This window comes from Terribacillus sp. JSM ZJ617 (genome assembly GCF_044383785.1).
Lineage (GTDB): Bacteria > Bacillota > Bacilli > Bacillales > Amphibacillaceae > Terribacillus.
Genome location: NZ_JBISEQ010000004.1, coordinates 199741 through 222305, shown reverse-complemented (window position 1 = coordinate 222305; position 22565 = coordinate 199741). Strand labels below are relative to the sequence as shown.

The 22565-nt window shown below is 45.3% G+C and carries 24 protein-coding genes; 13 read left to right on the top strand and 11 right to left on the bottom strand.

Annotated features, from left to right (window positions below):
• Positions 1-22: 22 nt before the first annotated feature.
• The 3 genes from ACH6C1_RS14665 to ACH6C1_RS14655 all read right to left on the bottom strand — a co-directional run bounded on the left by ACH6C1_RS14665 (position 23) and on the right by ACH6C1_RS14655 (position 1390).
• Positions 23-769: an NADPH-dependent oxidoreductase gene (locus tag ACH6C1_RS14665; protein WP_374078266.1), complete on the bottom strand. Its 747-nt coding sequence runs from the start codon at positions 767-769 to the stop codon at positions 23-25.
• A 125-nt stretch (positions 770-894) separates the two neighbouring features.
• Positions 895-1194, bottom strand: a complete 300-nt coding sequence (locus ACH6C1_RS14660; RefSeq protein ID WP_374078263.1) for a spore coat protein — start codon at positions 1192-1194, stop codon at positions 895-897.
• Complete coding sequence (locus ACH6C1_RS14655) at positions 1187-1390, bottom strand: hypothetical protein (protein ID WP_374078260.1); 204 nt, start codon at positions 1388-1390, stop codon at positions 1187-1189. Before ACH6C1_RS14655 ends, ACH6C1_RS14660 begins: the two co-directional genes overlap by 8 nt.
• 108 nt (positions 1391-1498) lie before the next feature.
• Between ACH6C1_RS14655 and ACH6C1_RS14650 the strand changes: the two genes are divergently transcribed.
• From ACH6C1_RS14650 to ACH6C1_RS14640, 3 genes are read left to right on the top strand one after another with little or no spacing between them, the layout of a single operon-like run.
• Positions 1499-1729, top strand: a complete 231-nt coding sequence (locus tag ACH6C1_RS14650; protein ID WP_374078257.1) for a spore coat protein — start codon at positions 1499-1501, stop codon at positions 1727-1729.
• Entirely contained in the window at positions 1722-2105 is a 384-nt protein-coding gene (locus ACH6C1_RS14645; RefSeq protein WP_374078254.1) for a spore coat protein, read from the top strand. The genes ACH6C1_RS14650 and ACH6C1_RS14645 overlap by 8 nt, the downstream gene beginning before the upstream one ends.
• Positions 2102-3238: a zinc-dependent alcohol dehydrogenase gene (locus ACH6C1_RS14640; protein WP_374078251.1), complete on the top strand. Its 1137-nt coding sequence runs from the start codon at positions 2102-2104 to the stop codon at positions 3236-3238. The genes ACH6C1_RS14645 and ACH6C1_RS14640 overlap by 4 nt, the downstream gene beginning before the upstream one ends.
• Before the next feature lie 27 nt (positions 3239-3265).
• On the opposite strand, the gene ACH6C1_RS14635 is transcribed toward ACH6C1_RS14640, so the two are convergent.
• Positions 3266-4054: a MurR/RpiR family transcriptional regulator gene (locus ACH6C1_RS14635; protein WP_374078248.1), complete on the bottom strand. Its 789-nt coding sequence runs from the start codon at positions 4052-4054 to the stop codon at positions 3266-3268.
• A 127-nt stretch (positions 4055-4181) separates the two neighbouring features.
• Between ACH6C1_RS14635 and ACH6C1_RS14630 the strand changes: the two genes are divergently transcribed.
• Together ACH6C1_RS14630 and ptsG are read left to right on the top strand one after the other, a co-directional pair.
• Positions 4182-5507, top strand: a complete 1326-nt coding sequence (locus ACH6C1_RS14630; protein ID WP_374078245.1) for a 6-phospho-alpha-glucosidase — start codon at positions 4182-4184, stop codon at positions 5505-5507.
• Positions 5508-5574: 67 nt separating this feature from the next.
• Positions 5575-7149 (top strand): glucose-specific PTS transporter subunit IIBC, encoded by a 1575-nt coding sequence (ptsG, locus tag ACH6C1_RS14625; protein WP_374078243.1) that lies wholly within the window; start codon positions 5575-5577, stop codon positions 7147-7149.
• Between the two features lie 25 nt (positions 7150-7174).
• On the opposite strand, the gene ACH6C1_RS14620 is transcribed toward ptsG, so the two are convergent.
• Complete coding sequence (locus tag ACH6C1_RS14620) at positions 7175-8902, bottom strand: ABC transporter substrate-binding protein (protein ID WP_374078241.1); 1728 nt, start codon at positions 8900-8902, stop codon at positions 7175-7177.
• A gap of 101 nt (positions 8903-9003) precedes the next feature.
• Between ACH6C1_RS14620 and ACH6C1_RS14615 the strand changes: the two genes are divergently transcribed.
• From ACH6C1_RS14615 to ACH6C1_RS14600, 4 genes are all read left to right on the top strand, one after another.
• Entirely contained in the window at positions 9004-10278 is a 1275-nt protein-coding gene (locus ACH6C1_RS14615) for an MDR family MFS transporter (RefSeq protein WP_374078238.1), read from the top strand.
• 64 nt (positions 10279-10342) lie between these two features.
• On the top strand, positions 10343-10846 hold the full coding sequence (locus ACH6C1_RS14610) for an LURP-one-related/scramblase family protein (protein WP_374078236.1): 504 nt from the start codon (positions 10343-10345) through the stop codon (positions 10844-10846).
• A gap of 77 nt (positions 10847-10923) precedes the next feature.
• The gene (locus ACH6C1_RS14605; RefSeq protein ID WP_374078234.1) at positions 10924-11841 is read left to right on the top strand and encodes a helix-turn-helix transcriptional regulator; all 918 of its coding nucleotides are present in this window, start codon (positions 10924-10926) and stop codon (positions 11839-11841) included.
• 80 nt (positions 11842-11921) lie between these two features.
• The gene (locus ACH6C1_RS14600) at positions 11922-12419 is read left to right on the top strand and encodes a DinB family protein (RefSeq protein WP_374078231.1); all 498 of its coding nucleotides are present in this window, start codon (positions 11922-11924) and stop codon (positions 12417-12419) included.
• A gap of 80 nt (positions 12420-12499) precedes the next feature.
• On the opposite strand, the gene ACH6C1_RS14595 is transcribed toward ACH6C1_RS14600, so the two are convergent.
• The gene (locus ACH6C1_RS14595; RefSeq protein WP_374078229.1) at positions 12500-13957 is read right to left on the bottom strand and encodes an NAD(P)H-binding protein; all 1458 of its coding nucleotides are present in this window, start codon (positions 13955-13957) and stop codon (positions 12500-12502) included.
• Between the two features lie 95 nt (positions 13958-14052).
• The gene (locus ACH6C1_RS14590) at positions 14053-15939 is read right to left on the bottom strand and encodes an FUSC family protein (RefSeq protein ID WP_374078226.1); all 1887 of its coding nucleotides are present in this window, start codon (positions 15937-15939) and stop codon (positions 14053-14055) included.
• Positions 15940-16179: 240 nt separating this feature from the next.
• On the opposite strand from ACH6C1_RS14590, the gene ACH6C1_RS14585 reads away from it, so the two are divergent.
• Both ACH6C1_RS14585 and ACH6C1_RS14580 read left to right on the top strand, forming a co-directional pair.
• Entirely contained in the window at positions 16180-16872 is a 693-nt protein-coding gene (locus ACH6C1_RS14585; protein ID WP_374078223.1) for a DsbA family protein, read from the top strand.
• The gene (locus ACH6C1_RS14580; RefSeq protein WP_366248596.1) at positions 16872-17276 is read left to right on the top strand and encodes a disulfide oxidoreductase; all 405 of its coding nucleotides are present in this window, start codon (positions 16872-16874) and stop codon (positions 17274-17276) included. Before ACH6C1_RS14585 ends, ACH6C1_RS14580 begins: the two co-directional genes overlap by 1 nt.
• A gap of 36 nt (positions 17277-17312) precedes the next feature.
• Here the strand turns inward: ACH6C1_RS14580 and ACH6C1_RS14575 are convergent, their stop codons facing one another.
• The 3 genes from ACH6C1_RS14575 to ACH6C1_RS14565 all read right to left on the bottom strand — a co-directional run bounded on the left by ACH6C1_RS14575 (position 17313) and on the right by ACH6C1_RS14565 (position 19382).
• Positions 17313-18017, bottom strand: a complete 705-nt coding sequence (locus ACH6C1_RS14575; RefSeq protein ID WP_374078220.1) for an LrgB family protein — start codon at positions 18015-18017, stop codon at positions 17313-17315.
• Positions 18014-18394 carry a CidA/LrgA family protein gene (locus tag ACH6C1_RS14570; protein WP_038557742.1) on the bottom strand — a complete coding sequence of 127 codons (381 nt, stop codon included), beginning with the start codon at positions 18392-18394 and terminating at the stop codon, positions 18014-18016. Before ACH6C1_RS14570 ends, ACH6C1_RS14575 begins: the two co-directional genes overlap by 4 nt.
• A 121-nt stretch (positions 18395-18515) precedes the next feature.
• On the bottom strand, positions 18516-19382 hold the full coding sequence (locus ACH6C1_RS14565) for a LysR family transcriptional regulator (protein WP_095223883.1): 867 nt from the start codon (positions 19380-19382) through the stop codon (positions 18516-18518).
• 96 nt (positions 19383-19478) lie between these two features.
• Between ACH6C1_RS14565 and ACH6C1_RS14560 the strand changes: the two genes are divergently transcribed.
• Positions 19479-19946, top strand: coding sequence for a GNAT family N-acetyltransferase (locus ACH6C1_RS14560; protein ID WP_374078216.1), 468 nt, complete (start codon positions 19479-19481; stop codon positions 19944-19946).
• A 15-nt stretch (positions 19947-19961) separates the two neighbouring features.
• Here the strand turns inward: ACH6C1_RS14560 and ACH6C1_RS14555 are convergent, their stop codons facing one another.
• Positions 19962-21071 (bottom strand): NAD(P)/FAD-dependent oxidoreductase, encoded by a 1110-nt coding sequence (locus ACH6C1_RS14555; protein WP_374078214.1) that lies wholly within the window; start codon positions 21069-21071, stop codon positions 19962-19964.
• Positions 21072-21202: 131 nt separating this feature from the next.
• Between ACH6C1_RS14555 and ACH6C1_RS14550 the strand changes: the two genes are divergently transcribed.
• Positions 21203-22558 (top strand): TrkH family potassium uptake protein, encoded by a 1356-nt coding sequence (locus ACH6C1_RS14550; RefSeq protein WP_374078211.1) that lies wholly within the window; start codon positions 21203-21205, stop codon positions 22556-22558.
• The last annotated feature ends 7 nt before the right edge of the window (positions 22559-22565 follow it).

The window sequence follows — 22565 nt, the reverse complement described above, 5'->3', positions numbered from 1 at the left end:
CTTCCTTTCTGCGTGCTTCTTATTATTTATAATCGAATCCGTTTTGTTTCAGAACGTCTGTCACTTTTCCATATTCTTTATATCGTTCGGAATAGAAAGCAGCAATTCTTTCTGACCAAGGGTGAGCTTTTGTTTCGCCTGTTCGGGCTTTGATAGCGTCTTGCTGTCTTTTGTCCATTTCTTCGACAGCTTCCTGCTGGTTTTGTACATATGTTTCTTTATGATAGAATGCTTCCATTGGAATTCGCGGGCTTTGTGCTGGGAGCGGATCTGCCGGGTAGCCGATGGCCAAACCAGAGATTGGGAAAGCAAGCTCAGGCAGCTCAAGCAGCTCTGAAATTTCGGCTGGGCTTCTGCGGACGCCGCCGATCGGTACGGTGCCAATTCCCATGGATTCTGCTGCAGCAACAGCAGTACCGAGTGCAATGCCAACGTCAGTAGAGCCTACTAGGACAGCCTCGATATTCTCCATAACCTCAAGTTCCTTATCGTGTAGATCCGTTATATGCTTGGCACGGCTGTAATCCATGCAGAAAACGAGAAAAGCAGCTGCGTCATCAATATGTTTCTGATTACCGGAAAGCCTAGCTAGCTGGCGTTTTCTCTCTTTGTCAGTCACGACGACAACAGAAACCTGCTGGCCGTTGATCCAATTCGGAGCTTGGATAGCGGCGCCCATGATGGCATCCAATTGTTCCTGTGTTAGTTTTTTATCAGTGAATGTCCGTACGGAACGGTGATTTTGCAATTGATTGATGAAGTCGTTCATAATAGCCTCCTCGTTCGTCATGCGACTTACATGCTCTACGGAATATTATACGTAGGTGAAAGAATAGAAAGCAAAAGAACAGCTTACAAAGCAGAAAGCACGAGCGAAGAGCCCGTGCTTTCTGTTTAGTCCTTATTCAGTGTCAGCACTGTTTCAGCTGTTTCATTCAATACGTGAAGCTGCTGTTCTGGTGTTTGCGGGAAGTAATAGCCATGCTCCATCATATAGCTGAAAATGCGTTCATGCTGTTCGATGTGTTCGTGCAGCTTGGATTTCAGATCGGTGCGCAGCTGTTCATTTCCCGTTTCATTAATAGCTTTCGCGGTGTTGATGATGCCGGTTTTAACAGTGACCAGCAAATCAGTAACAATCACTTGATCTGTAATTTCCCGGGCGGACCCCATGATTTCAATAAGCTTATCCATGCTGTTCCTCCTGATTCAGAAAGCGCTGCAGCATATGGATATGACGTTTGTCTGCATCCGCTTGAGCTATCAGCAGCGTTTTCAGTCCATCGTCCTTAGCCAAGAATCGCATACCTGAGGACTTTGTCAGTGAAAGGCAAGCTGTATTCAAAAGCTCCATTGCTTCCATTGTTTCGTGGATACCAGATTGATGCATACGAATGTTCCTCCTCTTTTAACACTATCTTGTGAGAAACTGGCTGCTTTATACATACATAAAATTATGTGTCGGGGACAAGCTGATACAAGATAAGGAGGATGGACGATGAGTGATAATCAACAATTGGCCCCGCATGAAACGATGGAAGTTCATGAGCTGCTGAACTTCAAGACTACGTCAGTTATGAAAGCGAAGTTCCTGCAAGGTGTTGTGTTTGATCAGAAAATCAAGCAGCTGATGGAGAAAGACGTGGAAACCTCTGTACGCCAGATTCGGGAACTTGAGGAGCTGTACAGCAAGTCTCAGCTCGTAGAAGAAGGTGAAACAGATGCGTGACTACCTAGATCCAGAAAACGCCAAAGGCATGCCTGACCTGATGGATTCGGCCATCTGTACGGAGATGCTTATTACCGCAAAATCAGCAGTCAACAACTACGCAATCGCTATAACAGAAGCAGTAAATCCAGAGCTTCGGCAAACCCTTGTCCGACATTTGGATGAAGCGATTGAGATGCAGGGCGCTATTTCTGCCTTGATGGCACAGCACAACTGGCTGTTCCCGGCTGACCCTAATTCCCAGTATCCGTTCGATCGAAAAGCTGCCAATACAGCAATCGATGTGGTAAGTATGGACTTATTCCAATATGATACCGACCGTCTCGGTATGTTTGCGACGCCGACCAATACCGAATCGAAGGAGAATCAGTTATGAAGGCAGTGACGTATCAAGGGATAAAAGACGTTCGTGTAAAAGAAGTGAAGGCACCCTCGATCAAGAAACCGGATGATATCATCGTTAAGCTGACTGCTACAGCGATTTGCGGCTCTGATCTGCATTTGATACACGGGATGATTCCAAATATGCCGGAGAATTATATCATCGGCCATGAACCGATGGGGATCGTCGAGGAAGTCGGTCCCGAGGTAACAAAAGTGAAAAAAGGCGACCGTGTTGTCATTCCATTCAACGTGAGCTGCGGGGAATGCTTTTTCTGTCAGCATGATTTGGAAAGCCAATGTGACAATAGCAATAAAAATGGTCAGATGGGTGCCTATTTTGGCTACTCAGATAACAATGGCGGCTACCCCGGCGGACAAGCGGAATACATGCGGGTGCCTTATGGAAACTTTGTGCCTTTCAAAATACCCGAAAATTCCGAGGTTGCGGATGAACAGCTGATTCTGCTGGCAGATGCAGGGTCGACAGCTTTCTGGTCAGTTGATAATGGAGGCGTTAAGCCTGGTGATACAGTTATCATATTCGGATGTGGTCCCGTCGGCCTACTTGCACAGAAATTTGCCTGGCTGAAGGGTGCCAAACGTGTCATTGCAGTTGATTACATCGATTACCGTCTGGAGCATGCAAAGCGTACCAATAATGTAGAGATAGTGAATTTCGAGCAGCATGAGAATACAGGTGAATACCTCAAGGAGATAACAAAAGGCGGAGCTGACGTAGTCATTGACGCGGTCGGCATGGATGGGAAAATGACTCCAATGGAATTCATCGGCAGCGGGCTGAAGCTTCAGGGCGGAGCATTAGGTGCCTTTGTCATGGCAGCTCAATGTGTCCGCAAGGGCGGCAATATCCAAGTGACAGGAGCATACGGCGGCCGTTATAATGCGTTTCCTTTCGGTGATATATTCCAGCGGAACGTCACAATCAAAAGCGGGCAAGCTCCAGTCATCCACACGATGCCGTATTTACATGGACTGCTTCAGGATCGGAAGGTTGACTTGGCCGATATCATCACACATATCCTTCCGCTCGATCAAGCGAAAGAAGGCTACGAAAAATTCGATACAAAAACAGATGGCTGTATCAAGGTCATATTGAAACCATAAAGGACTGCTGCTCTTAGCAGTCCTTTTTCAATTGTATCGTCCTGAGTAGTGCAGATACAGCATATTCACGGCTGCTTGCAGATTGATTTCTTCCAATATTGGAGATTTATAGCCTTCCATTTTCTGCCCGCTTACTTGGATAATAATCTTTGCGTGCTGTCCTAAATAGCTGTTTGGGTTGCTCGTAATTGCTAAGATAGGAACTTCATTTCTAGACAATTCTTTTGTCAGTTTTATAATGAAACGCGTGTCCCCAGAGGAACTGATGACAATTGCAAGATCGTCAGGAATCATTGTGTTTGCCTCTGTGATCTGGTTTTCGTGGTTGCTGTAGGATGCCGTATGCTTTCCTAATCGCATGAATTTGATTTGTGCGTTTTTCGCGACGACATTTGAAAAAGTGACGCCGAAGAAAGATAGTTTATTCGCTTCCTGCATCAGTATAGCTGCTTGCTGTAATACATACACCTGAAGCAGATTTTCTGTATCGGCGAGTGATTCCTTTACTTGCTGAAAATAATTAGGTATGCCTGCTATACTGTCTGTTTCTGGTCTTTGAAATATTTCTGTCAGGTTAAAGTCATTGAATTCGCTGGCATGTTCCTTTAGTTCTTTGAAGGAGATATTCTCAAAACGACGGCAGAATCGGGAGACTGTTGCCGGAGAAAGATGGCACGCCTCTGCTAGTTCATAGATCGACATATCTGGAATTTCGGAGACATGGCGAAGGATATATTCTGCTATTGTATGATCGGAAGTAGAATGATCGGTCGATGCTTCCAGGAAGTTCTGCAGCTTTGCGAAGAAATTATACATCTCGTTTCTCCTCCCTTTCGTTCATTGTAAACCAAAAGTTTCATAATATGAAACTTTTTATGCAATCGCTTTCTTCGCTATTAGAGTAGTGGTATAGACATTAGTATTTGAGAATGGAGCTGACAGCATGAAGAAATTCAATATCCTTATAGTCGGGGGCGGAAGTACGTGGACACCTGGACTTTTGAAAAGCTTATGTGTTCGAAAAAACTCTTTTCCAATAGGGAAATTGACAATGGTCGACGTGAATGAAGAACGCCAAGCAGTTATCGGGGAATTCGCTAAAATACTATTCCAGGAAGAATACCCGGAGCTGGAATTTGAGTACACAACGGATAAACAAGCAGCATATGCCCAAGATCTTGATTTCGTCTTCGTACAGATGCGGACTGGGGGATATGGTATGCGGGAGCAGGATGAGAAAATTCCGCTCAAGCTAGGCGTGATTGGTCAGGAGACTTGCGGTCCAGGGGGATTCGCTTACGGATTGCGTTCTATCAAAGATATGGCACAGCTCGTTACGGATGTAAGGGAACATAATCCAATGGCATGGATTTTGAATTACACGAATCCTGCAGCGATTGTAGCGGATGCACTGCAGCAGCTGTTTCCGGAGGATAAGCGGATTTTGAATATTTGTGATCAGCCTGAGAACCTGCTCAGGTCCTACGGCAGATTGCTGGAATGTGACCCAAGATCATTCGATCCAGTCTACTTCGGTCTGAACCATTTCGGCTGGTTCACGCATTTATATGATGAATCGGGTAATGATCTGCTGCCGGAACTGCGCGATACGATTTTAGATGGCGGCTTTCGTCCTGTTGATTATGAGCAGCGTGATCAATCCTGGCTGGACACGTATGCGATGGTCGAACAGACTGTGCGTGACTTCCCGGATTATCTGCCAAATACGTATTTGCAATATTATTTATATCCAGATAAAGTGCTGAAGAAATTGGACCCAGCACATACGCGTGCGAATGAAGTGATGGAAGGCCGCGAGAAGCGTGTGTTCGAAGCATGCCGCCAAGTAGCCGACAAAGGAACAACAGTTGGTGCTTCTGTTGTGCACAACGATGCACATGGAGAGTTTATTCTGATTGTGGCGGAGTCTATCGCCTATAATAAAGGAGATAATTTTATCGTCATTATTAAGAACGAGGGGATCATATCCAATCTTCCAGACGATGCAATGGTAGAAGTGGCGGCGAGTCTGACGGCGTATGGACCGAGCCCATATGCGGTAGGGAAGATTCCGGTATTCTATAAAGGATTGATCGAAGGGCAATATGCTTATGAAAGACTGACAGTAGAAGCATATGTTGAAAACTCCTATCAAAAAGCACTGCAAGCATTGACGTTGAACCGTACGGTCGTTTCTGCTCAAAAGGCTCGGGAAGTACTGGATGCATTGATTGAAGCAAACGGTGATTTTTGGCCGGAATTGAAGTGAGGAAAAGGGGGAAGCTCCTTTTTCTTGCGTCATATAGTAAACGCTTTCTTTGAGGGGTGATGGAATTATGAAAGATATATTCAGCTTTGATTTTTTCCAGCGAGTCGGCAAGACCTTCATGGTCGTCATATCCTTGCTCCCGGCAGCAGGGCTGCTGCTTGGTATCGGCACAACCTTGCAGTCACCATACTTTATTGAATACTTTCCGTTTTTGGAAAGTGGCGGATGGCAGACATTCGGTGAGCTGATGCGAGGAGCGGGGAGTGTCATCTTTTCTAATTTAGGTGTCTTATTTGCCATCGGAATTGCGGGAAGCTGGACTGGCGGCAAGGCAGCAGCTGGCTTATCGGCTTTTGTCGGGTATATCATTATGCACACTGTCATCGGAATCGTAGTAGGTGTCACACCTGAAAACGCCAGCCAAGCAGGTTACACAACAGAATTAGGCATACCGACTTTGCAAATCGGAGTGTTTGGGGGTATTATCATCGGTTTTGTGGCAGCTGCGCTTTACCAGCGTTTCCATGATTTCCAGCTGCCCGAGGTGCTGTCCTTCTTCGGAGGAGCACGTTTTGTACCAATCGTAACAGCGGGTGTTTCGATCGTCATAGCACTTCTTCTTTCATTTGTATGGCCATCGATTCAGAATGGTATCTTCTGGTTGGGTAATCAGCTTGCAGGACAAAATACGCCGCCATTTTATCTATTCATCTATGGGCTGGTAGAACGTGCGCTTATACCATTTGGCTTGCACCACATCTTCTACATTCCGATTCGTTTCTCGGAAGTGGGTGGAACATATATGACGCTTGCCGGTCAGATGGTATCTGGTGACACAGCAATGTATATGGCGCAGCTTGCCGACCGTCAGGTGGATAATGCGGTAGAGATAACCGCAGGACGCTTTATGGCTGGTAAATTCCCATTCGTTCTATTTGGTTTGCCAGCTATCGCACTTGCTATGTATCACACAGCCAAACCGGAAAACAAAAAAGCAGTCGGCGGCCTTTTGCTCACGGCAGGTCTGACGGCATTCCTCACAGGGATTACAGAGCCGTTAGAATTCACCTTCCTTTTCGCAGCGCCAATCTTGTATATCTTCCATTGCTTGATGGCGGGACTGTCCTTCATGCTCATGTATGTACTTGATGTAAATATCGGATACGCTGGAGGCTCAGGCTTCATCGACTTTACGTTATTCGGTATCCTGCCGGGTGTTGGAGAACCGTGGTGGTACGTGCCGATTGTCGGGGTGTGCATGTTTGCGGTCTATTATGCTGTTTTCCGTTTCGCTATTCAGAAATGGAATCTTCAGACGCCGGGACGTGGTGCATCAAACGCGCTAGTGACAAAAGAAGAATACCAGAAAAAGCAAAAAGGGCAAAAGGACAACGACCAAGCATTGCAAGTTCTCTCTGCACTTGGCGGAGAAGGAAATATCAGCAATCTAGATGCCTGCATAACGCGCCTTCGTGTCGGAATCCATGATAAAAACAAGGTTGATCGAGTTGCATTGAAAAATCTTGGAGCCAAAGGAGTTCTGGAAGTAGGGAATGGCATTCAAGCTATCTACGGTCCGAAGGCCGAAATACTAAAGAATCAGATCTTGGATATTATCGAAAATGAGAAGCAAGCCAAGTAAAAAGCACCCTGATTGGGTGCTTTTCTTATGCCAATTTATCAATCCACAGCTTGCGGAAATTCGGGTGGCCGAAGCCGGTCAGCTCAAAATCCTGCAAGAAAGCAGTATGGGTTCGTTCTTTCATCGGATGGTTCTGGAAGATGATGAGTCGTTCCTGATGAAGGTAGGCTTCAATTTTATCGGCGATGTTATATCTATCCTTCGTTGTTTTACCGTTTTTGAAAGCTTCCAAATAGGTATCAATCTTTTGGAGGTGAGCTGGGCTAAAGTATGTCCGGAATAACAATGCTTCATTTTTAAAGGCCCCAATGAATGAAAGCTCTCGGTCAATATTGGCAACTTCGCCCATGAAGGCCATGTCGAATGCAAGCATCTCTTTTTTGTTATAAATACTGTCCAGTTCATATTCGCATAGTTCAAGGATTATGCCATACTTAGCTGCTTCTTGCGACAGCCATTCGGCTTGGATTCCAGCAGACTTATGACGCAGGACACCCACCTTTAATGACTCACCCTGGTAAGCTGATTTTCTCAGCGCTTCCAGTAGTTTTTGTTCACTTTTCATAGGTGCGACGGATTTCTCAAGGAAGAAGCTGCTTGCATGCTTCAATTTACCAAACAGATTCTCCAAGTTTAACTCGGTGAAAATTCTCTCTGTGTCTACTAAGTGATACATAGCTTCCCGGAAATATCTGTCCTGGATGATAGAATCACGATGAAAATTGAAGGCAAGGAACCGGAACCCTTGCTCAACTTCATAGTGTGACTGCGTCGGTCCCTGTTGGTCAGGCAAACTGTAATTGACTTTCTTTTCACCTGGTTTGATACGCCACATTTCGACTCTATCAAGGAAAGGGCGCATTTGGAAGTAAGAAGGGAAAACCTCTAGCACAAGTTTTTGCTCCGTTCTTTCTTTCAATTGATAAGGTCCGGTTGCTACCCATTCGTACTCATTGAAAGGCACGTCTCTTGGAAGGATTGCCATGCTTACACTCGCCATATAACGAAGGAAAAACGGATTAGGCTGTGCTAGCTGGAACCGGATGATATAACGATCGATCACTTCTGTCTGCGCTATATCACTAACGAGCCAGTAATATGGCGAATCCGGTTTGAAGCGGTCTATCGTATAAGCTATATCCTCTGCAGTCATCTCCCGTAAATGATGAAAAAGGACACCTTTTCGCAAATAAAAAATCCATTCGGTGCTATCTTCATTCGTTTTCCAATGATGGGCCAGATGGGGGTGTATGCTGTCCGTTTCTTGATCGTAGATTACTAGGGTGTCGCTGATCTGCTCAATCAGATGGCTTTCGAAGGTAATCGAGCTTGCACATGGATCAAGCGTTGTAATCGGCCGATTGAACACGGTACGAAGCGTATCCTGCCCTTCCTGCTGCTGGTAGCCGAAAAGCTGCTCCAGTTCCGTCATATGGGCATACCAGTGACGGGGGATCGGCAGTTGCAGGAGCTGGAAGAGGATAGTGGGTTTATCTTCCTGAATGCAGAATTTCATATACTTTTCTACATCTTCCCGAAAATCGCTCGGAAACGAAAGGATGGACTTTTTGCCTCTGCCTCGTCCAGGCTGATAGCGAAGATGCCCAAGTTCCTCCAGCTTCTTCAGTTTGCGGATGACATGCCTTCTCGTGCATTGCCAGATAGCTTCGATTTCCTGCAGCGTACACGATACTTTTCCGTCCTTTTCTTTCTCGTATAAATGGGCTCGTATGAGGTAGTAGCTAATATCCAAGTCGTTTCCCCTCCTAAAAGGTGACATCTTTAATGGAATTATACACTTTTTACCTCTTTTCAACTTCTACATAATGGAAAAAAGAGAGAGGGGGAGCAGAAATGTTCAGAAGTCTGCATCCGAATATTAGAATACGAATTTATACTTCATTTATGAGCCGCATGATCGGAAGCATGATCTTCCCATTTATGGCGGTCTATTTTGTACAAGAAATGAATGCGGCAATTGCAGGGATACTCATGATGATCAACGTCATTATTCAGTTTCTGGCAAGTCTTTATGGCGGGCACTTAGCCGATCGAATCGGAAGGAAGCGGATGATGGTACTTGGTGAAGCGGCAAAAGCAGCAGCATTCATCGGAATGGTCTTGGCCAATACACCAAGTTTCACTTCCGCAATCATCACATTTGCAATGTTAATGGTGATCAGTATTGCCAGCGGGATGATAATGCCAGCCCAAGAGGCGATGCTCATTGATGTGAGTACACAGGAAACTCGTGCTTATATGTACGCTATCAACTATTGGGCAAATAATCTGGCTATGATGATCGGTCTCACGATCGGTGGCTGGCTTTTCCAGGAGTATATGTTCCAGCTGCTTATCGGATTGGTGGTCATGTCTATCATCACCATGGCTATTACAATGATGTTCATCCAAGAAACATACACGGTCCGCACAACGGCTGGAGAAAAGAGGGACCTTGGATTGAAATCTTTATTCCGGAGTTATCGCAGTGTTGGTAAGGATAGAGTCTTTTTGTTGTTTGTGCTTAGCGGCATCGCCATCCTATCGCTTGAATTCCAGCGAAGCAATTATTTGACGGTTCGTATGGAGAAGGACATCGCAGAAATGAGCATGTCTATTTTCGGCTTCAGTTTATCCGTAGATGGACTGCGGCTGGTCAGTCTCCTGACTGTGGAAAATACACTGATAATTGTGCTCTTCACCGGATTGGTCACCAAGCTGATCAAAGGGCATAATGAGCGTCTGGTTATGTATACAGGCTTTATTCTTTTCGGCGCAGGTTTTGCCATCATGGCTGTCAGCAACAGCCCATTTCTTTTGGCAGCAGCAGTTCTGATCCTGTCCTTAGGAGAACTGATGTATGTACCAACCAGGCAGAGCATGCTGGCTGACATGGTCGATGATACGAAACGCGGGACGTACATGGCTTTTCACGGCTTTGTGTTCCAATTCGGGAAGCTGATCGGTGCCGCGGGCATCATCATGGGAGAATCGGTCGGCAAGTACGGAATGGGATTTAGCTATATTGTCTTTACACTGCTTGGCATCTTGTTCTGTGAAATGGCACTGCGCCAGCGGTATGAAAGTGTTGAGCGTGTCACTCCAAAAGAAAAAACCAAACTTATTTAGAAATTGGAACAAAAACTTCCGTATCTTCGTATGAAGGGAATAAAGAATTTGCGGAGGTGCGGCAATGGGGACTTATTATATCAAACAGAGAGTATTCAGCTTTAAGGATAGCTTTTCGGTATTCGATGCAGAACAGCAGGAGCTGTACCGTGTCAAAAGCAAACTCTTTTCACTGCAGGATCGACTTACGATTACCGATCTTGATGATAGGCCGCTTGTGGAAATCAAGCAGCAGCTAGCCTTTTTGAAGCCAAGATATATCATCGAAGAGAATGGACAAAAAGTTGCCGAAGTGACCAAGAATTTTACCTTCTTCAAAGCTGACTTCTCGTTAAAGCCGCAAAACTGGAGTCTGCATGGCGACGTTTGGTCGCATCAGTACACACTGACGGATGAAAATGGTCCATTGATGCATGTAACGAAGAAGTGGTTCACCTGGGGCGATACGTATGAAATGCAAATAGAGGATGAATCCCATTTGCTTACGTATATTGCTGTTATGATTGTAATGGATATGGTCTTGCATAATAATAGTACTTTCGCGTTTGATGGGGGCGGCGGGGAATAAGAGGGTAGCGCACGATGTGCCATCCCATATTCAAAGAAACGTGTAAGAGTAGAATCCGGACAAAGGGTGGAAAACATATGAAATTGGAGCGTATGATTTCTATAATCTACAAACTGTTGAACCACGAAGTTCTGTCTGCATCTGTGCTCGCTGAAGAGTTCCAAGTTTCCCCGAGAACTATCTATCGGGATATCGATGTGATTTGTGCTGCAGGAATCCCGGTTATATCGTATCAGGGAAATAAGGGCGGCTATGGCATTATGGACGGATACAAGATGGACAGAAGCTTGCTCGGTTCATACGATGTTGATTATCTGGTTACGGTGCTCCGCAGCCTAGCCACTGTGTTTGAAGATGAACGTGTACAGAGCACCATTGAGCGCCTTCAAACAATTGGGGAGGATAATCAAAATCAGAATCTTTCGGTGGACTTTGAAAGCTATCGGACGGCGCCGGATGCACTTCGTCGATTACGTTCTGGCATCACGGAGCGAAAAGTTATTTCCTTTGACTATATAAATGCACAAAATGAACGTACCACCCGTGATGTGGAACCATTGCAGCTTCATTATAAGTATAGCAATTGGTACCTTACTGGATTTTGCCGAAAACGGAAGGATTATAGGGAGTTCCGATTGTCCAGGATGCTGAAGCTGTCTTTGACGCAGGATTCGTTTCAGCCACATGACGAGATTCTGAAGGAGGATTATACTTCTGACAACGAATGGGAAAATAAGGTGTCTGATGTGGTAATAAAGGTTAGACAGGAGGCATTGGCGGAAGCGATGGATCAGTTTCACCAGGTTGATAAGCAATTTCATGATGATGGCAGTATGACGATGAGAATCCCGGTTCATGAGCCGTTGAAAGCACGATGGTTATGGTCCATTCTGCTGAGTTTCAGCAGCGGAGTCGAAGTCGTCCAGCCGCACGCCCTTCGAGTCATTTTAAAAGAGAAGCTGAAAAACACAATTAAACTTTATGAAGAAGTATGACAGACTGCTGTCATACTTCTTTTTTTATAATGAGATCCGTTACAACCTTAATCTATCTATATTAAAAGGAGAAGATACGAATGAATCATCCCGAACAAATGTTTAACTACCATTCTTGGGCCAATCAAACCCTCCTAAACCAGATCAAGGAGCTTCCAGCCAATGTGCTGCGCGAGGAAGTGAACACCGCGTTTCCTACTATTGCCCAAGCTTTCAGTCATATCTATGCAGTGGAAAGTGTCTGGTATAGGGTTTTAAATGGTGCTCGAATGCAGGAAGCTCTGGAAATGTGTATGCCACTTGAAAAGGAGAATCTTCTGCACTCTGCAGATCAATTTGCAAACGACTTCGCACAGTCAGCGGAACATTACAAAGAATGGTTAAGAGACCAGGACGACTTGGAGCAAACTATTCTGCTCGAGAACCCATATGCTGGAACAAGAGAAACTCGGTTATCAGAAATTGTACTGCATGTAGTCAATCATGGTACCTATCACCGGGGCAATGTCTCTGCAATGCTGCGCCAGTTGGGCCACGCCTCTACTATGAACGATTATTCACTCTTTTGGTATCAGTAACTTGCATGCTGATACACGGTGTGAGCAGCTTTTTAGTGTAGAACTTTCAAAAAAGGCAGCACATAATGTGCTGCCTTCTTTCAATTCTTTGTCGCAAGCTGTGGTATTTGTAAACCGGACTGCTTCTTATGGCGGACCAGACGCTCGAGATGCTTCCGATACAAGAACATAACGAGCATATGGATAGGTGCCTGGGTATATTTATAGACGAACCAAGGCAAGGAAGGTAAGTATTCGTGTATGGCCACGACCATCTCCTGCTTTCCTGGTATTTGACGAAATTCAATGCGGCCCCGCTGGCTTTCTTTTACATTCGCGAACAAGCCGCCAGTAATGTAATACAATGCGCGGTGGGCTGTACTTCTTTCTTTGGCGTAAGAAAGTATCAGCAACGGCTGCTTGGTAAATGTCAGATAGATTTTGCAGTTAAGCTGATCATCAACCTCGGTCCGAACAAAAGGTCGAAGGGACTCGGATACCCAGCTCATGTAATGCTTCGCTGCCCATCCTGCATCTCTGCCAGAAGGTATCGGCATGCGTTGTACAGAGCGCACGTCCTGGCGAGGCGGTGGGGAAGGGAGCCTCAGCTTTTTACTATGCTTGGAATCTTTACTTTTCTGCTCTTCATCCATGGCAGTCCTGGCAGCTTCATCAAAAGGAATTTGACCATTACTGATGCCTTCCACGTAGTGAGAAGACTGTGCCACCATTGGATGTGACAGGCTCTCGATCAGTGGGTAGACTGTTTCTTTCGGCATACCGCTGATAAGTTTTACCCATAGACGGGAAAGCTTAACAGTCGGGAAAGGTACATTGAAACTTCGGAGCTTCTTACCCATAACGCCCGCTAGGTGTTCCAGCATTTCCTTGTATGTCATCACCTCTGGGCCGCCGACATCAATCGCCTTATCAGCGACCTCTTTGTTTCCAACGCTTTTTTGTAAGGCCATAAGTACATCAGCAAGTGCGATTGGATGTGTTTTCGTCCTTGTCCAGCTTGGCAAGACCATGACAGGCAGCCGTTTGACCAATTTTTCAGCAATCGGAAAAGAAGAGCCTTTCGGACCGACGATCAATCCAGCTCGGACTGTCGTCACAGGTACGCCGTAAGATCCAAGAATTTTTTCTACTTCCAATCGGCTGCGAAGATGACGGGACAGTTTTTCCTCCGGCGGTATGATCCCGCTTAAATAAACGATTTGCTTCACGCCGTTCTTCTTGGCTGCTTGGGCAAAGTTATCGGCCAAAATGACATCCATATCCTCAAATCTCGCCTGTGTGAGCTTGGCGGAGGGGCTCATCGAGTGAACAAGGTAGACGGCGATATCTGCTCCTTGAAGACCCTTCTCGGTATCAATCTGGGAAAATAGATCGCATGAACGCCATGTTACCCGATCAGTGTTTTCCCGCTTGTCACCGCTCCGTGATAGGGCGATGACGTCAAAACGCTCTTTCAATTTATCCAATAAATGACTGCCAATGTAGCCGCTCGCTCCTGTCAAAGCGACGACGGGGCGTTTTTTCTGTTCGGTTTGCATGATATACCGCTCCTGTCTTCTGGTTCTTGTGTTTAATCGTACCCTTCTTTCTCATACCTGTAACACAAAAAAACCTTCTCTGTAGTCAGAGAAGGTCAATTCGGTGCAAGCTTGCCTGCATCATTTGTGCTATAAAGCTGGGTAAGAGCAGACTGCAGCTGGTTGAGCTCCCGCTGTAAATCGAGCTCATCATACTTTTCAAAGGATACTGGCTGCCGTGTTGTAAGACTGGTCATAATGCTGCCAAGCTGGTTTTGAATTGCATCATATTGTGTTTCTGTTATTTTATCTTTGTTCTTGCGGAGGGACATGAGCAAATAGCCTGCGTGCTGGGCATGCATGATGGCTGGCCATAACACCTCTGCCTGCTGCTGGGAAGCCGAGAAATCGCCAAGACTTCGATCATATGCCGCGCGTAATTCGATCAAACTGTTCATCAGTTTCTTTGTATGTCTCTTTTCCTGATCTCCTGAATGAACTGCACGAAGGAGCTCCTGCATATGAAGAATTGTTTCTTTTAATATAATCGGGAGGAAGCGGGTATGGATACCGCGCCATAAAAGCAAAACAGCGATTATGGCAATCAAGCTTCCAACAATCGTGTCGACAACCCTCGCTGTCACAAAATAGCTGACGGTATTGCCTGGATTCATTGTTTCTACCAATACAAGAACGAGAGGCGCAATGAACATATTAGCAAAAACATAGTTACGTACAATCACCAGTTCCACACAAAGCTGCAGCAGACCGACAATAAGAATCAGATAAAAACCTGATGGTTCCAGTGATAAAATCAATCCGCCTATTATGGTACCGACAATGGTGCCGAGAGAGCGCTGGATTGCCCGATGAATAGTGAGCGTCGTATTTGCACCAATAAGTACAGCTGCACAGGCTACTGGCACCCAATAAGGTCGGTTAAATCCCAGGCTGTGTGCCAGCAGCGATGCAATCATAATAAACAGTCCGTAGAATAAAGCGTGCCGGACAGTGATGTTTTTACGTGAAATACCGTTACGAAGAACAGTCCACGCGGATTCTTTCTCAACCTGAATTGATTCCTCTGCAGTTGCTTGTGAAGCAAGATCATATGCCTGTTCCAATTCAAGCTGGAGATTGTGGACTACTGTCTGTTCCGACTTTGTATATGCAGGCCAGTTGCCTTTTGCGTCTTCGAGTGCATCAATCACCGCGGTCAGCTGCTTCTCAAGTGAGATTCGCACATCTGAGCTAAGGTTTTCATTATTGAGCTGTGTCAATGTATAGAAAATATCTGCTGCCAGCTCATGTAAACGCAGCGTAGATGGCTGCCTTTTGGATGCATAGATGATACGATCGGCTTGTCTTAACGTCAGGACTGTAAGATGCTGCATCTGATAGAAAGCTGGTGTTCCAGCGGATTGCAGCATTGCCATAAGCTGTCTGTAAGACTTGATAAGAACTTGTTCATCGTGGTTCTTTTTCGTCCAGAGCCAGCTTGCCATGGCTAGAAGCCAGGATAGTGCTCCGCCAAGCAGGACGTAAAATCCTCGTTCCCACGCGCTATTTTGGTCTACTGGCAGCCCTGTAGCCATGCAGAATATCAGGACGAAGAACATTGGACCCGGAATGAGAAGCTGCAAGGTGTTCAGGACATAAAAGGCTATTAAGCCGATAATACCTGCGACTATAGAGAGTACAATTGTATACGGAGCAAGCAAACTTCCGAGCACCATAGCAGTAGCAAGGCATATAGCCACGGCGGCTAGTTTTTTTGCGCGTTGTTTATACGTTTCTGCTCCTATATATAAGAATGTGAAAGCGCCAAGCGCGGCTGAAAATCCATGGATGATGTCCCCCAGTAATAAACCGATCAATATCGGCAGGCAGGTGGCAAGACCTGATCCTATTGCCCGATTCCAAGGATAGGCAGCAGATCTGACACGTAATGCATCTCGCAGACTAAGCCGTGCAGGCGCCTGTGGTAAATGATAATCCTTCAAGTAAATCCCTTCTTTTCTTTCCATGATACCCATAAAAAAAGGTCATAATCAGAACTATTATATTGTAATGCAATTCACAAACTAATTCAAACGGGTGAAGTATCTTGTGAAAGAATTTCGCATGAAAATACCTGTAATCAAATTTGTTGCAAGGCATCCATTTTTACTTTTTAATGTTATGATGTTATGTGATAGAAGAAATCTATCATCTTATTTCTGTAATAAAGGAGCGATAGTGAGATGGCAAAAAAGAAGAAATCCGCAGGCAATACATCAGGAGCTGCTTCTAAAGCATCCAAGGTCATTGTTTGGGTTGTCTTGGCGATTGTCCTTTTAGTAGTAGCACTGGTCCTCATTAATAATTATACAGGGGCTTCCAGTGATGAGGCGTCGCAGGACATCGACTACAGCAGTCAGCCCTTCCTCGGCGATGAAAATGCCCCGGTTAAAATAGTTGAATTTGGCGATTACAAATGTATCCACTGCCAAGAGTTCCATCATAATAATTTCCCTGTAATCGATCAGGAATTGATTGATACTGGTAAGGCTAGCTTCTATTTCATGAATATGCCGATCATCAATGCTGACTCAGAGAAGGGCGCACAATTCAGTGAAGCAGTTTACCAAGTGCTTGGAGATGATGGATTCTGGAAATTCCACGATGTTCTCTTCGCAGAGGATTTGAACACAAGCTTCACGGATGATTTCCTGATGGACAAGCTTCGTGAAGTAGTCAGCGATGAAGAAGCGGAAGAAGTGCTGCAAGTGTACAACAAGGGAACCGATGATGCTGTTTCAACAGATACAGAACTTGCAGATGAACTTGGTGTGCAAGGTACACCTACTATCTTCGTCAATGGAAAACTATTCGAAGGCCAAGATATGAACGATTTGATCGACATGGTAGATGAGGAAACGCAGGAGGCGAACTAATGAATAAGAGCCTGTTATTTGCCTGGATAACGGCAGTCATTGCAATGCTGGGCAGTCTCTATTTCAGTGAAATCATGAAATTCGTGCCATGCACACTATGCTGGTACCAGCGTATCCTCATGTATCCGCTGGCTATCATACTAGGTATCGCATTTTATAAAAATGATGTTCGTATCTATAAGTATGTGCTGCCGCTTAGTATTCTCGGAATACTAATTTCAGGCTATCATTACCTGCATCAGAAAGTGCCAGCTTTAGAAGGAGCGAGTCTCTGCTCCAGCGGTGTACCGTGCTCAGGTCATTATATCAACTGGCTCGGGTTCATCACGATTCCGCTGCTGGCATTCACAGCTTTCGTGATTATCACAGTATGCATGTTCATCCTTCGCAGAAAACATGCATAAGAAAAAGCATTTGCCATTTTCGGCAAATGCTTTTTTTCATAGGATGGTGATGTTCAATAAGGAAGGAATAAGCAGGCCTCCCCAAATCAATGTCATACCGGCAGCCATGATCATGCCGATAGTCGAGAACGTACCCTCTTGTTCCCCATATTCCATTGCTTTGTTAGTGCCCACTCCATGGGCTCCCATTCCAAGCGCCAAACCACGGGCAACAGGCGATTTTAATGCCATAAGCCGAATGACATATGGGCCGATGATACCGCCTGTAACACCAGTCACGATAACGAAGACAGTCGTCAGGGTCGGCAGACCGCCAATTGTTTTTGATACTTCAATCGCAATTGGTGTTGTAATGGATCGTGGCAGGATACTGATCAGTAAATCGCCATTGAAGCGCATAACAAGACTCAAAAGCAAGGAAGAACCGATTGCTACCAATGTACCGGCTGCAATGCTTGTTAGAATGATCATGATATTCTTACGTAATAGATGAGCATGTTTGTAAATTGGTATAGCAAAAGCAACTGTGGCTGGGCCGAGCATATGTGTCCATAAACTTGAAGATAGGGCGTATTCACTTGGCTCTAAATGTGCCAGCTGGATAATGCCGATAAGAATCAAAGGACACAGCAGCAGCGGATGGAAGAATGGCATTGGCCATTTCTTGTACACAACTTTTGAGGCGCGGTAGATGACGTAGGTAACAATGGTGCCTATTAAGATGATAAGTGCGGTAGTCATTGTGTGTGTCCTCCTTTTCTTTTTCTTCTATACAGCTTCTCAGCGGTGAATCCAGTAGCGGCCATCACGATGAAGGTGCTGATAAGGATCAGCAGCACAGTCTCCAGACCTTGCCAATTCAATATCTCTTTATAATTCAGGATACCAACAGCTGATGGGACAAAGAAAAGCAGAAGTTCAGCCAACAGCCAGCCCCCTGCTTTCTCGATCCATTCCAGTTTGACGATGCCTGCAAATAAGCTTAGTAATAACAAGACCAGACCTACGATAGAGCCTGGTACCGGAAGAGATAATATATGTGCTAAGCCGACACCGGCAAAATAAAATACGTGAATGATCGCTAGCTGAGAAAGCATGGTAATCGTTTTTCGTACCATAAATCTTCCTCCTAACAGAAAGTTATCCATAACTTTTATTGATAACTCCATCATACTGCGGTCTCACGTATTCGTAAAATACATATATATTATATTGTCTATAACTTTAAGTTATATTGACTTAAAGGAAAAACTCAATGAAACGCCTTCCGGCATAGGAAATATACTTGTCCTTTTTTGTGATGATTGCCAGGTTCCACGGAATGGAAGGCGTTAAATCGATAATGCGGATATCAGCATTATAGGTTCGGTTACAAATGGATTCAGGAAGCAGGCTGACTCCTAAGTTTGCTGCGACCATTTCACTGATGAAATCCCATTGCGCGCTTTTGAAGAGGATATGTGGTTCGAAGCCTTCCTCGATGCAGCGTTTCCGCATAATATCGTGCAATGCAAATTCCTCATTATAGAAAATGAAGTCTTCATCCTTTAATTCCTTCAGCTCAACTAATTCCCGATCAGCGAGCGGATGGTCGCGATGCACCATCAGCTTCATCTCTTCTTCTACAATCGGATAATAGTTGAACTCCGTTTCATCAAGGGGCAGAACAGCAACGCCAAGCTCAAATTCTCCTTCGTCTACTGCCTTTACGACACGTGCAGCCCCATATTCGGTAATATTGATCGTGACATTCGGATAGGTCTGGTGGAAGCGAGCCATTACCTTTGGAAAGAAGAGACTGCCTATTATCGGCGGAATTCCGATCGTGACAGCTCCTTGCTTCAGATCAGTAAGATCTTGGAGTGTCGTTTGCATTTCGTCCAATTGGGCAAGTACTTGCTGACCATAGGTATGTACCACTTTGCCGGCATCGGTCAAGGTAGTGGATTTGTTCGTACGTTTGAATAAGGTGATTCCGAGTTCTTCTTCCAGACTCTTGATTGTTTTACTGAGAGCAGGCTGAGATACATGCAAGCTTTCTGCTGCTTTTGTCAGTCTCTTCTGTTTCACAATTTCGATCAGATAGCGTAGCTGCCGCAATTCCATAACGATACCGTCCTTTCTTAAGTTCAAGTATACCCATTTCTCTATAGAAGGAAAATGCTATAATACAAGCAATAACTGATAGAAGGAGTCCTTTTAATGGGATATGAGATAAAATCGTTAACAGCAGATGATGCGTATGCAGTATTGCATTGGCGCTATTCCCCGCCTTATGATCTCTATAACCTCACCTATACGGAGGGTGCGGTCATGATGCTCATGGTAGGTGATTATTATGGAGTCTACGAAGACGGGATTCTGCTTGGATATTTCTGTGTTGGAGATGATGCGCGAGTGCTTGGCGGTGACTATAGTGACCAGACCTATTTGGATATAGGAGTAGGGATGGCACCTGAAAAGACCGGACACGGAAGAGGCTCGCAGTTCTTCACTGAAATACTCAATTGGATCAAGATAAATATCGAGCAGGACCAATACCGGCTAACAGTAGCAGCTTTCAATGAACGAGCTGTCCACCTTTACGAAAAGGCTGGTTTCCGGGAGGTAAATCGTTTTAACCGCGAGTCCGATGGCTTGCTGTTCCTAATCATGACAAAGAGCCCATGATGACATGGGCTTAATTTATTCTAACGCGCCTTCTGGATTGTAAGCAGAAATATCGATATTGGTTTCTTGTCCTAATATCAGCTTGGTGAGCTGAGAAGCAACAAACGGCCCCATTGTAAGGCCTGACGCGCCTAATCCATTCATTGCATAAAGATTTTTATGCTTTGGCAGACGGCCGAATACCGGGAGAAAACCAGGGGTAAATGGCCGGAATCCAACCCGAGTCTCAGCCAGTACTGCTCCTGCTAATTCTGGAGCAAGCTGCATAGCCTTACTCAGTACTTCATGTACTCCGCCGGCCGTGATTTTCGTATTCATCTCTGTATCATTCTCGTGAGTGGCTCCTGCTACCATTCTGCCGTCTGGGAATGCGAGCAGATATTGATCATTAGGCGGTATTATAACAGGCCACGTCTCTGTTTGGGCAGCATCCAGCTGTAAATGACAGATTTGGGCTTTTTGGAAGCTGACTTGCAGTGAATAGCCTAACGGTTCCAAAAGCTCTTTGGCCCAAGCTCCGGCTGTGACGACAACTTGATCAGGTATCCATTCTTCATTGCCGGCTGTGATGGTGATTTGCCCTTTTGTCATCGAAAGGCGGGCTTCGCCTGAAACAAAACGAGCATTGTATTTTTTGGCTGCCCGATGCAAGCTGTCGCGTAATGCTCTTCCGTCTACACGAGCAGCTCCGCTGACGTGCACGGCTCCAAACCCTGGTGCGATCAGGGGGAAGAGCTGGCGGACTTCGTCTTCCTCCAACAGGCTAATAGTACCCATTTCCGGGGCATCGTCCCTGCGTTTTTCTGCCCGTTTCTGCATGGCTTCTAATTTCTTGTGGTCGTGATGCAAGCTCAAGGCACCCACACGGGAATAGCCTGTTTCCACTTCACCATCAAGACGAAGCTCTTCAATAATTTCCGGGTAATAGCGAGCACCGCCTTTGGCCAGCTGATACCAATCTTTGTTGCGCCGCTGGGAGAGCCACGGACAGACGATTCCTGCTGCTGCATCTGTTGCTTGTCCTTTATCAAAACGATCGATCACGGTTACCTGCATGCCGGCTTTGGCAAGTTTATAAGCGGTAACAGATCCTGCTATTCCTGCACCTATAATTGCTATATGCATGTCGAACATCCTTTTCTTCATTTAGCTACAATATACCATAGCATATTCACCCTTTTTTCAGTATTATAATCGAATGATAGATAGTAGAAGTGAGATGTAACATAAAATATCATAAAAGGAATTGTATAGACATGGCGACTAGAAGCAGAAAGCTGTATCACCGTATAAAAATCAATCCGCCGCAATTCTTTGCGCTGGGATTTCTCGTATTAATCGCATTGGGGACGTTTCTTCTGATGCTTCCGATGGCAACAGCGGATCGGCACCATCTTTCTTTTATTGATGCACTATTCGAGGCAACTTCAGCTGTTTGTGTGACAGGGCTGGTAGTAGTTGATACACAGACCACCTTTACTTTATTTGGCCAAATTGTACTGTTATGTCTTATCCAGATAGGCGGATTAGGATTCATGACGCTCACAGTATTCATCGCAATGCTGCTTCGCCGCAATATAAGCTTTGAGGAGCGGCATTTAGTCAAAGAATCACTCAATCAGAGTTCGTACGAAGGTATTGTCCGGATGGTACGGTTTGTTCTCTTATTCACTGTTTTTTGTGAGATGATTGGAACGCTTATCCTCGGGCTTCACTGGGGAAGTGAATTTGGCTATTCGAAATCTTTTTATTACGGACTTTTTCATTCAATATCTGCATTTAATAATGCCGGATTTGATATAATGGGGGATTTCAGCAGCATGACTGCCTATGTTGGTGATCCAATAGTCAATTTTACGTTGACAATTCTTCTGATATTAGGTGGAATCGGCTTCATCGTCGTAGCTGATGTCATCCAGAAGAAAAAAGGGAAACGGCTGACACTTCATACGAAAGTTGTTCTTTGGATGTCAGCTGTACTTGTCGCTGGCGGGACACTATTAATTTTTCTATTGGAGTATGGTAATCCAGCTACTATCGGACATCTAGCGTGGAATGATAAACTACTGGCTTCCTATTTCCATGGTGTAGTTCCAAGGACTGCTGGTTTCAACTCGCTGAATACAGCTGATCTGACATTGGGGTCACAGCTGGTTACAATGGCGCTTATGTTTATCGGCGGCGGAACCGGTGGAACTGCAGGGGGCATAAAAGTCACTACGTTTGCCATATTGCTGTTTGCAGTATGGGCACTGATAAAAGGGAAGCAGGAAGTGAATATCAGAAATCGTCGGATACCTGGGGACTTAGTGTTCCGGGCATTTTCGATCACGACATATTCAGTCCTTCTCGTATCGCTATTCGTGTTTTTGCTTTCTATCACGGAGAAAGGTGCTGCACTTAATTATATTGCATTCGAAGTGCTTTCAGCTTTCGGGACGGTTGGGATGACACTTGGACTGACGCCGGACCTTTCAGAACCAGGTAAGATTCTTCTTTCCCTTCTCATGTTCATGGGTCGTGTTGGGCCGATTACTATCGCATTCGCGCTAGCTTTCCGAATCAGGAAGACTGCCGTGCGGAATCCGGAGGAACGGATCATCATCGGCTAATATAGCT

Coding starts and splice junctions, on each gene's coding strand:
- ACH6C1_RS14650 (WP_374078257.1), top strand. CDS start 1,499: ATGAGTGATAATCAACAATTGGCCCCGCATGAAACGATGGAAGTTCAT.
- ACH6C1_RS14570 (WP_038557742.1), bottom strand. CDS start 18,394: ATGGTACGAAAAACGATTACCATGCTTTCTCAGCTAGCGATCATTCAC.
- ACH6C1_RS14555 (WP_374078214.1), bottom strand. CDS start 21,071: ATGCATATAGCAATTATAGGTGCAGGAATAGCAGGATCTGTTACCGCT.
- ACH6C1_RS14660 (WP_374078263.1), bottom strand. CDS start 1,194: ATGGATAAGCTTATTGAAATCATGGGGTCCGCCCGGGAAATTACAGAT.
- ACH6C1_RS14595 (WP_374078229.1), bottom strand. CDS start 13,957: ATGCAAACCGAACAGAAAAAACGCCCCGTCGTCGCTTTGACAGGAGCG.
- ACH6C1_RS14560 (WP_374078216.1), top strand. CDS start 19,479: ATGGGATATGAGATAAAATCGTTAACAGCAGATGATGCGTATGCAGTA.
- ACH6C1_RS14655 (WP_374078260.1), bottom strand. CDS start 1,390: ATGCATCAATCTGGTATCCACGAAACAATGGAAGCAATGGAGCTTTTG.
- ptsG (WP_374078243.1), top strand. CDS start 5,575: ATGAAAGATATATTCAGCTTTGATTTTTTCCAGCGAGTCGGCAAGACC.
- ACH6C1_RS14580 (WP_366248596.1), top strand. CDS start 16,872: ATGAATAAGAGCCTGTTATTTGCCTGGATAACGGCAGTCATTGCAATG.
- ACH6C1_RS14635 (WP_374078248.1), bottom strand. CDS start 4,054: ATGTATAATTTCTTCGCAAAGCTGCAGAACTTCCTGGAAGCATCGACC.
- ACH6C1_RS14605 (WP_374078234.1), top strand. CDS start 10,924: ATGAAATTGGAGCGTATGATTTCTATAATCTACAAACTGTTGAACCAC.
- ACH6C1_RS14665 (WP_374078266.1), bottom strand. CDS start 769: ATGAACGACTTCATCAATCAATTGCAAAATCACCGTTCCGTACGGACA.
- ACH6C1_RS14610 (WP_374078236.1), top strand. CDS start 10,343: ATGGGGACTTATTATATCAAACAGAGAGTATTCAGCTTTAAGGATAGC.
- ACH6C1_RS14575 (WP_374078220.1), bottom strand. CDS start 18,017: ATGACTACCGCACTTATCATCTTAATAGGCACCATTGTTACCTACGTC.
- ACH6C1_RS14600 (WP_374078231.1), top strand. CDS start 11,922: ATGAATCATCCCGAACAAATGTTTAACTACCATTCTTGGGCCAATCAA.
- ACH6C1_RS14585 (WP_374078223.1), top strand. CDS start 16,180: ATGGCAAAAAAGAAGAAATCCGCAGGCAATACATCAGGAGCTGCTTCT.
- ACH6C1_RS14630 (WP_374078245.1), top strand. CDS start 4,182: ATGAAGAAATTCAATATCCTTATAGTCGGGGGCGGAAGTACGTGGACA.
- ACH6C1_RS14550 (WP_374078211.1), top strand. CDS start 21,203: ATGGCGACTAGAAGCAGAAAGCTGTATCACCGTATAAAAATCAATCCG.
- ACH6C1_RS14645 (WP_374078254.1), top strand. CDS start 1,722: ATGCGTGACTACCTAGATCCAGAAAACGCCAAAGGCATGCCTGACCTG.
- ACH6C1_RS14640 (WP_374078251.1), top strand. CDS start 2,102: ATGAAGGCAGTGACGTATCAAGGGATAAAAGACGTTCGTGTAAAAGAA.
- ACH6C1_RS14565 (WP_095223883.1), bottom strand. CDS start 19,382: ATGGAATTGCGGCAGCTACGCTATCTGATCGAAATTGTGAAACAGAAG.
- ACH6C1_RS14615 (WP_374078238.1), top strand. CDS start 9,004: ATGTTCAGAAGTCTGCATCCGAATATTAGAATACGAATTTATACTTCA.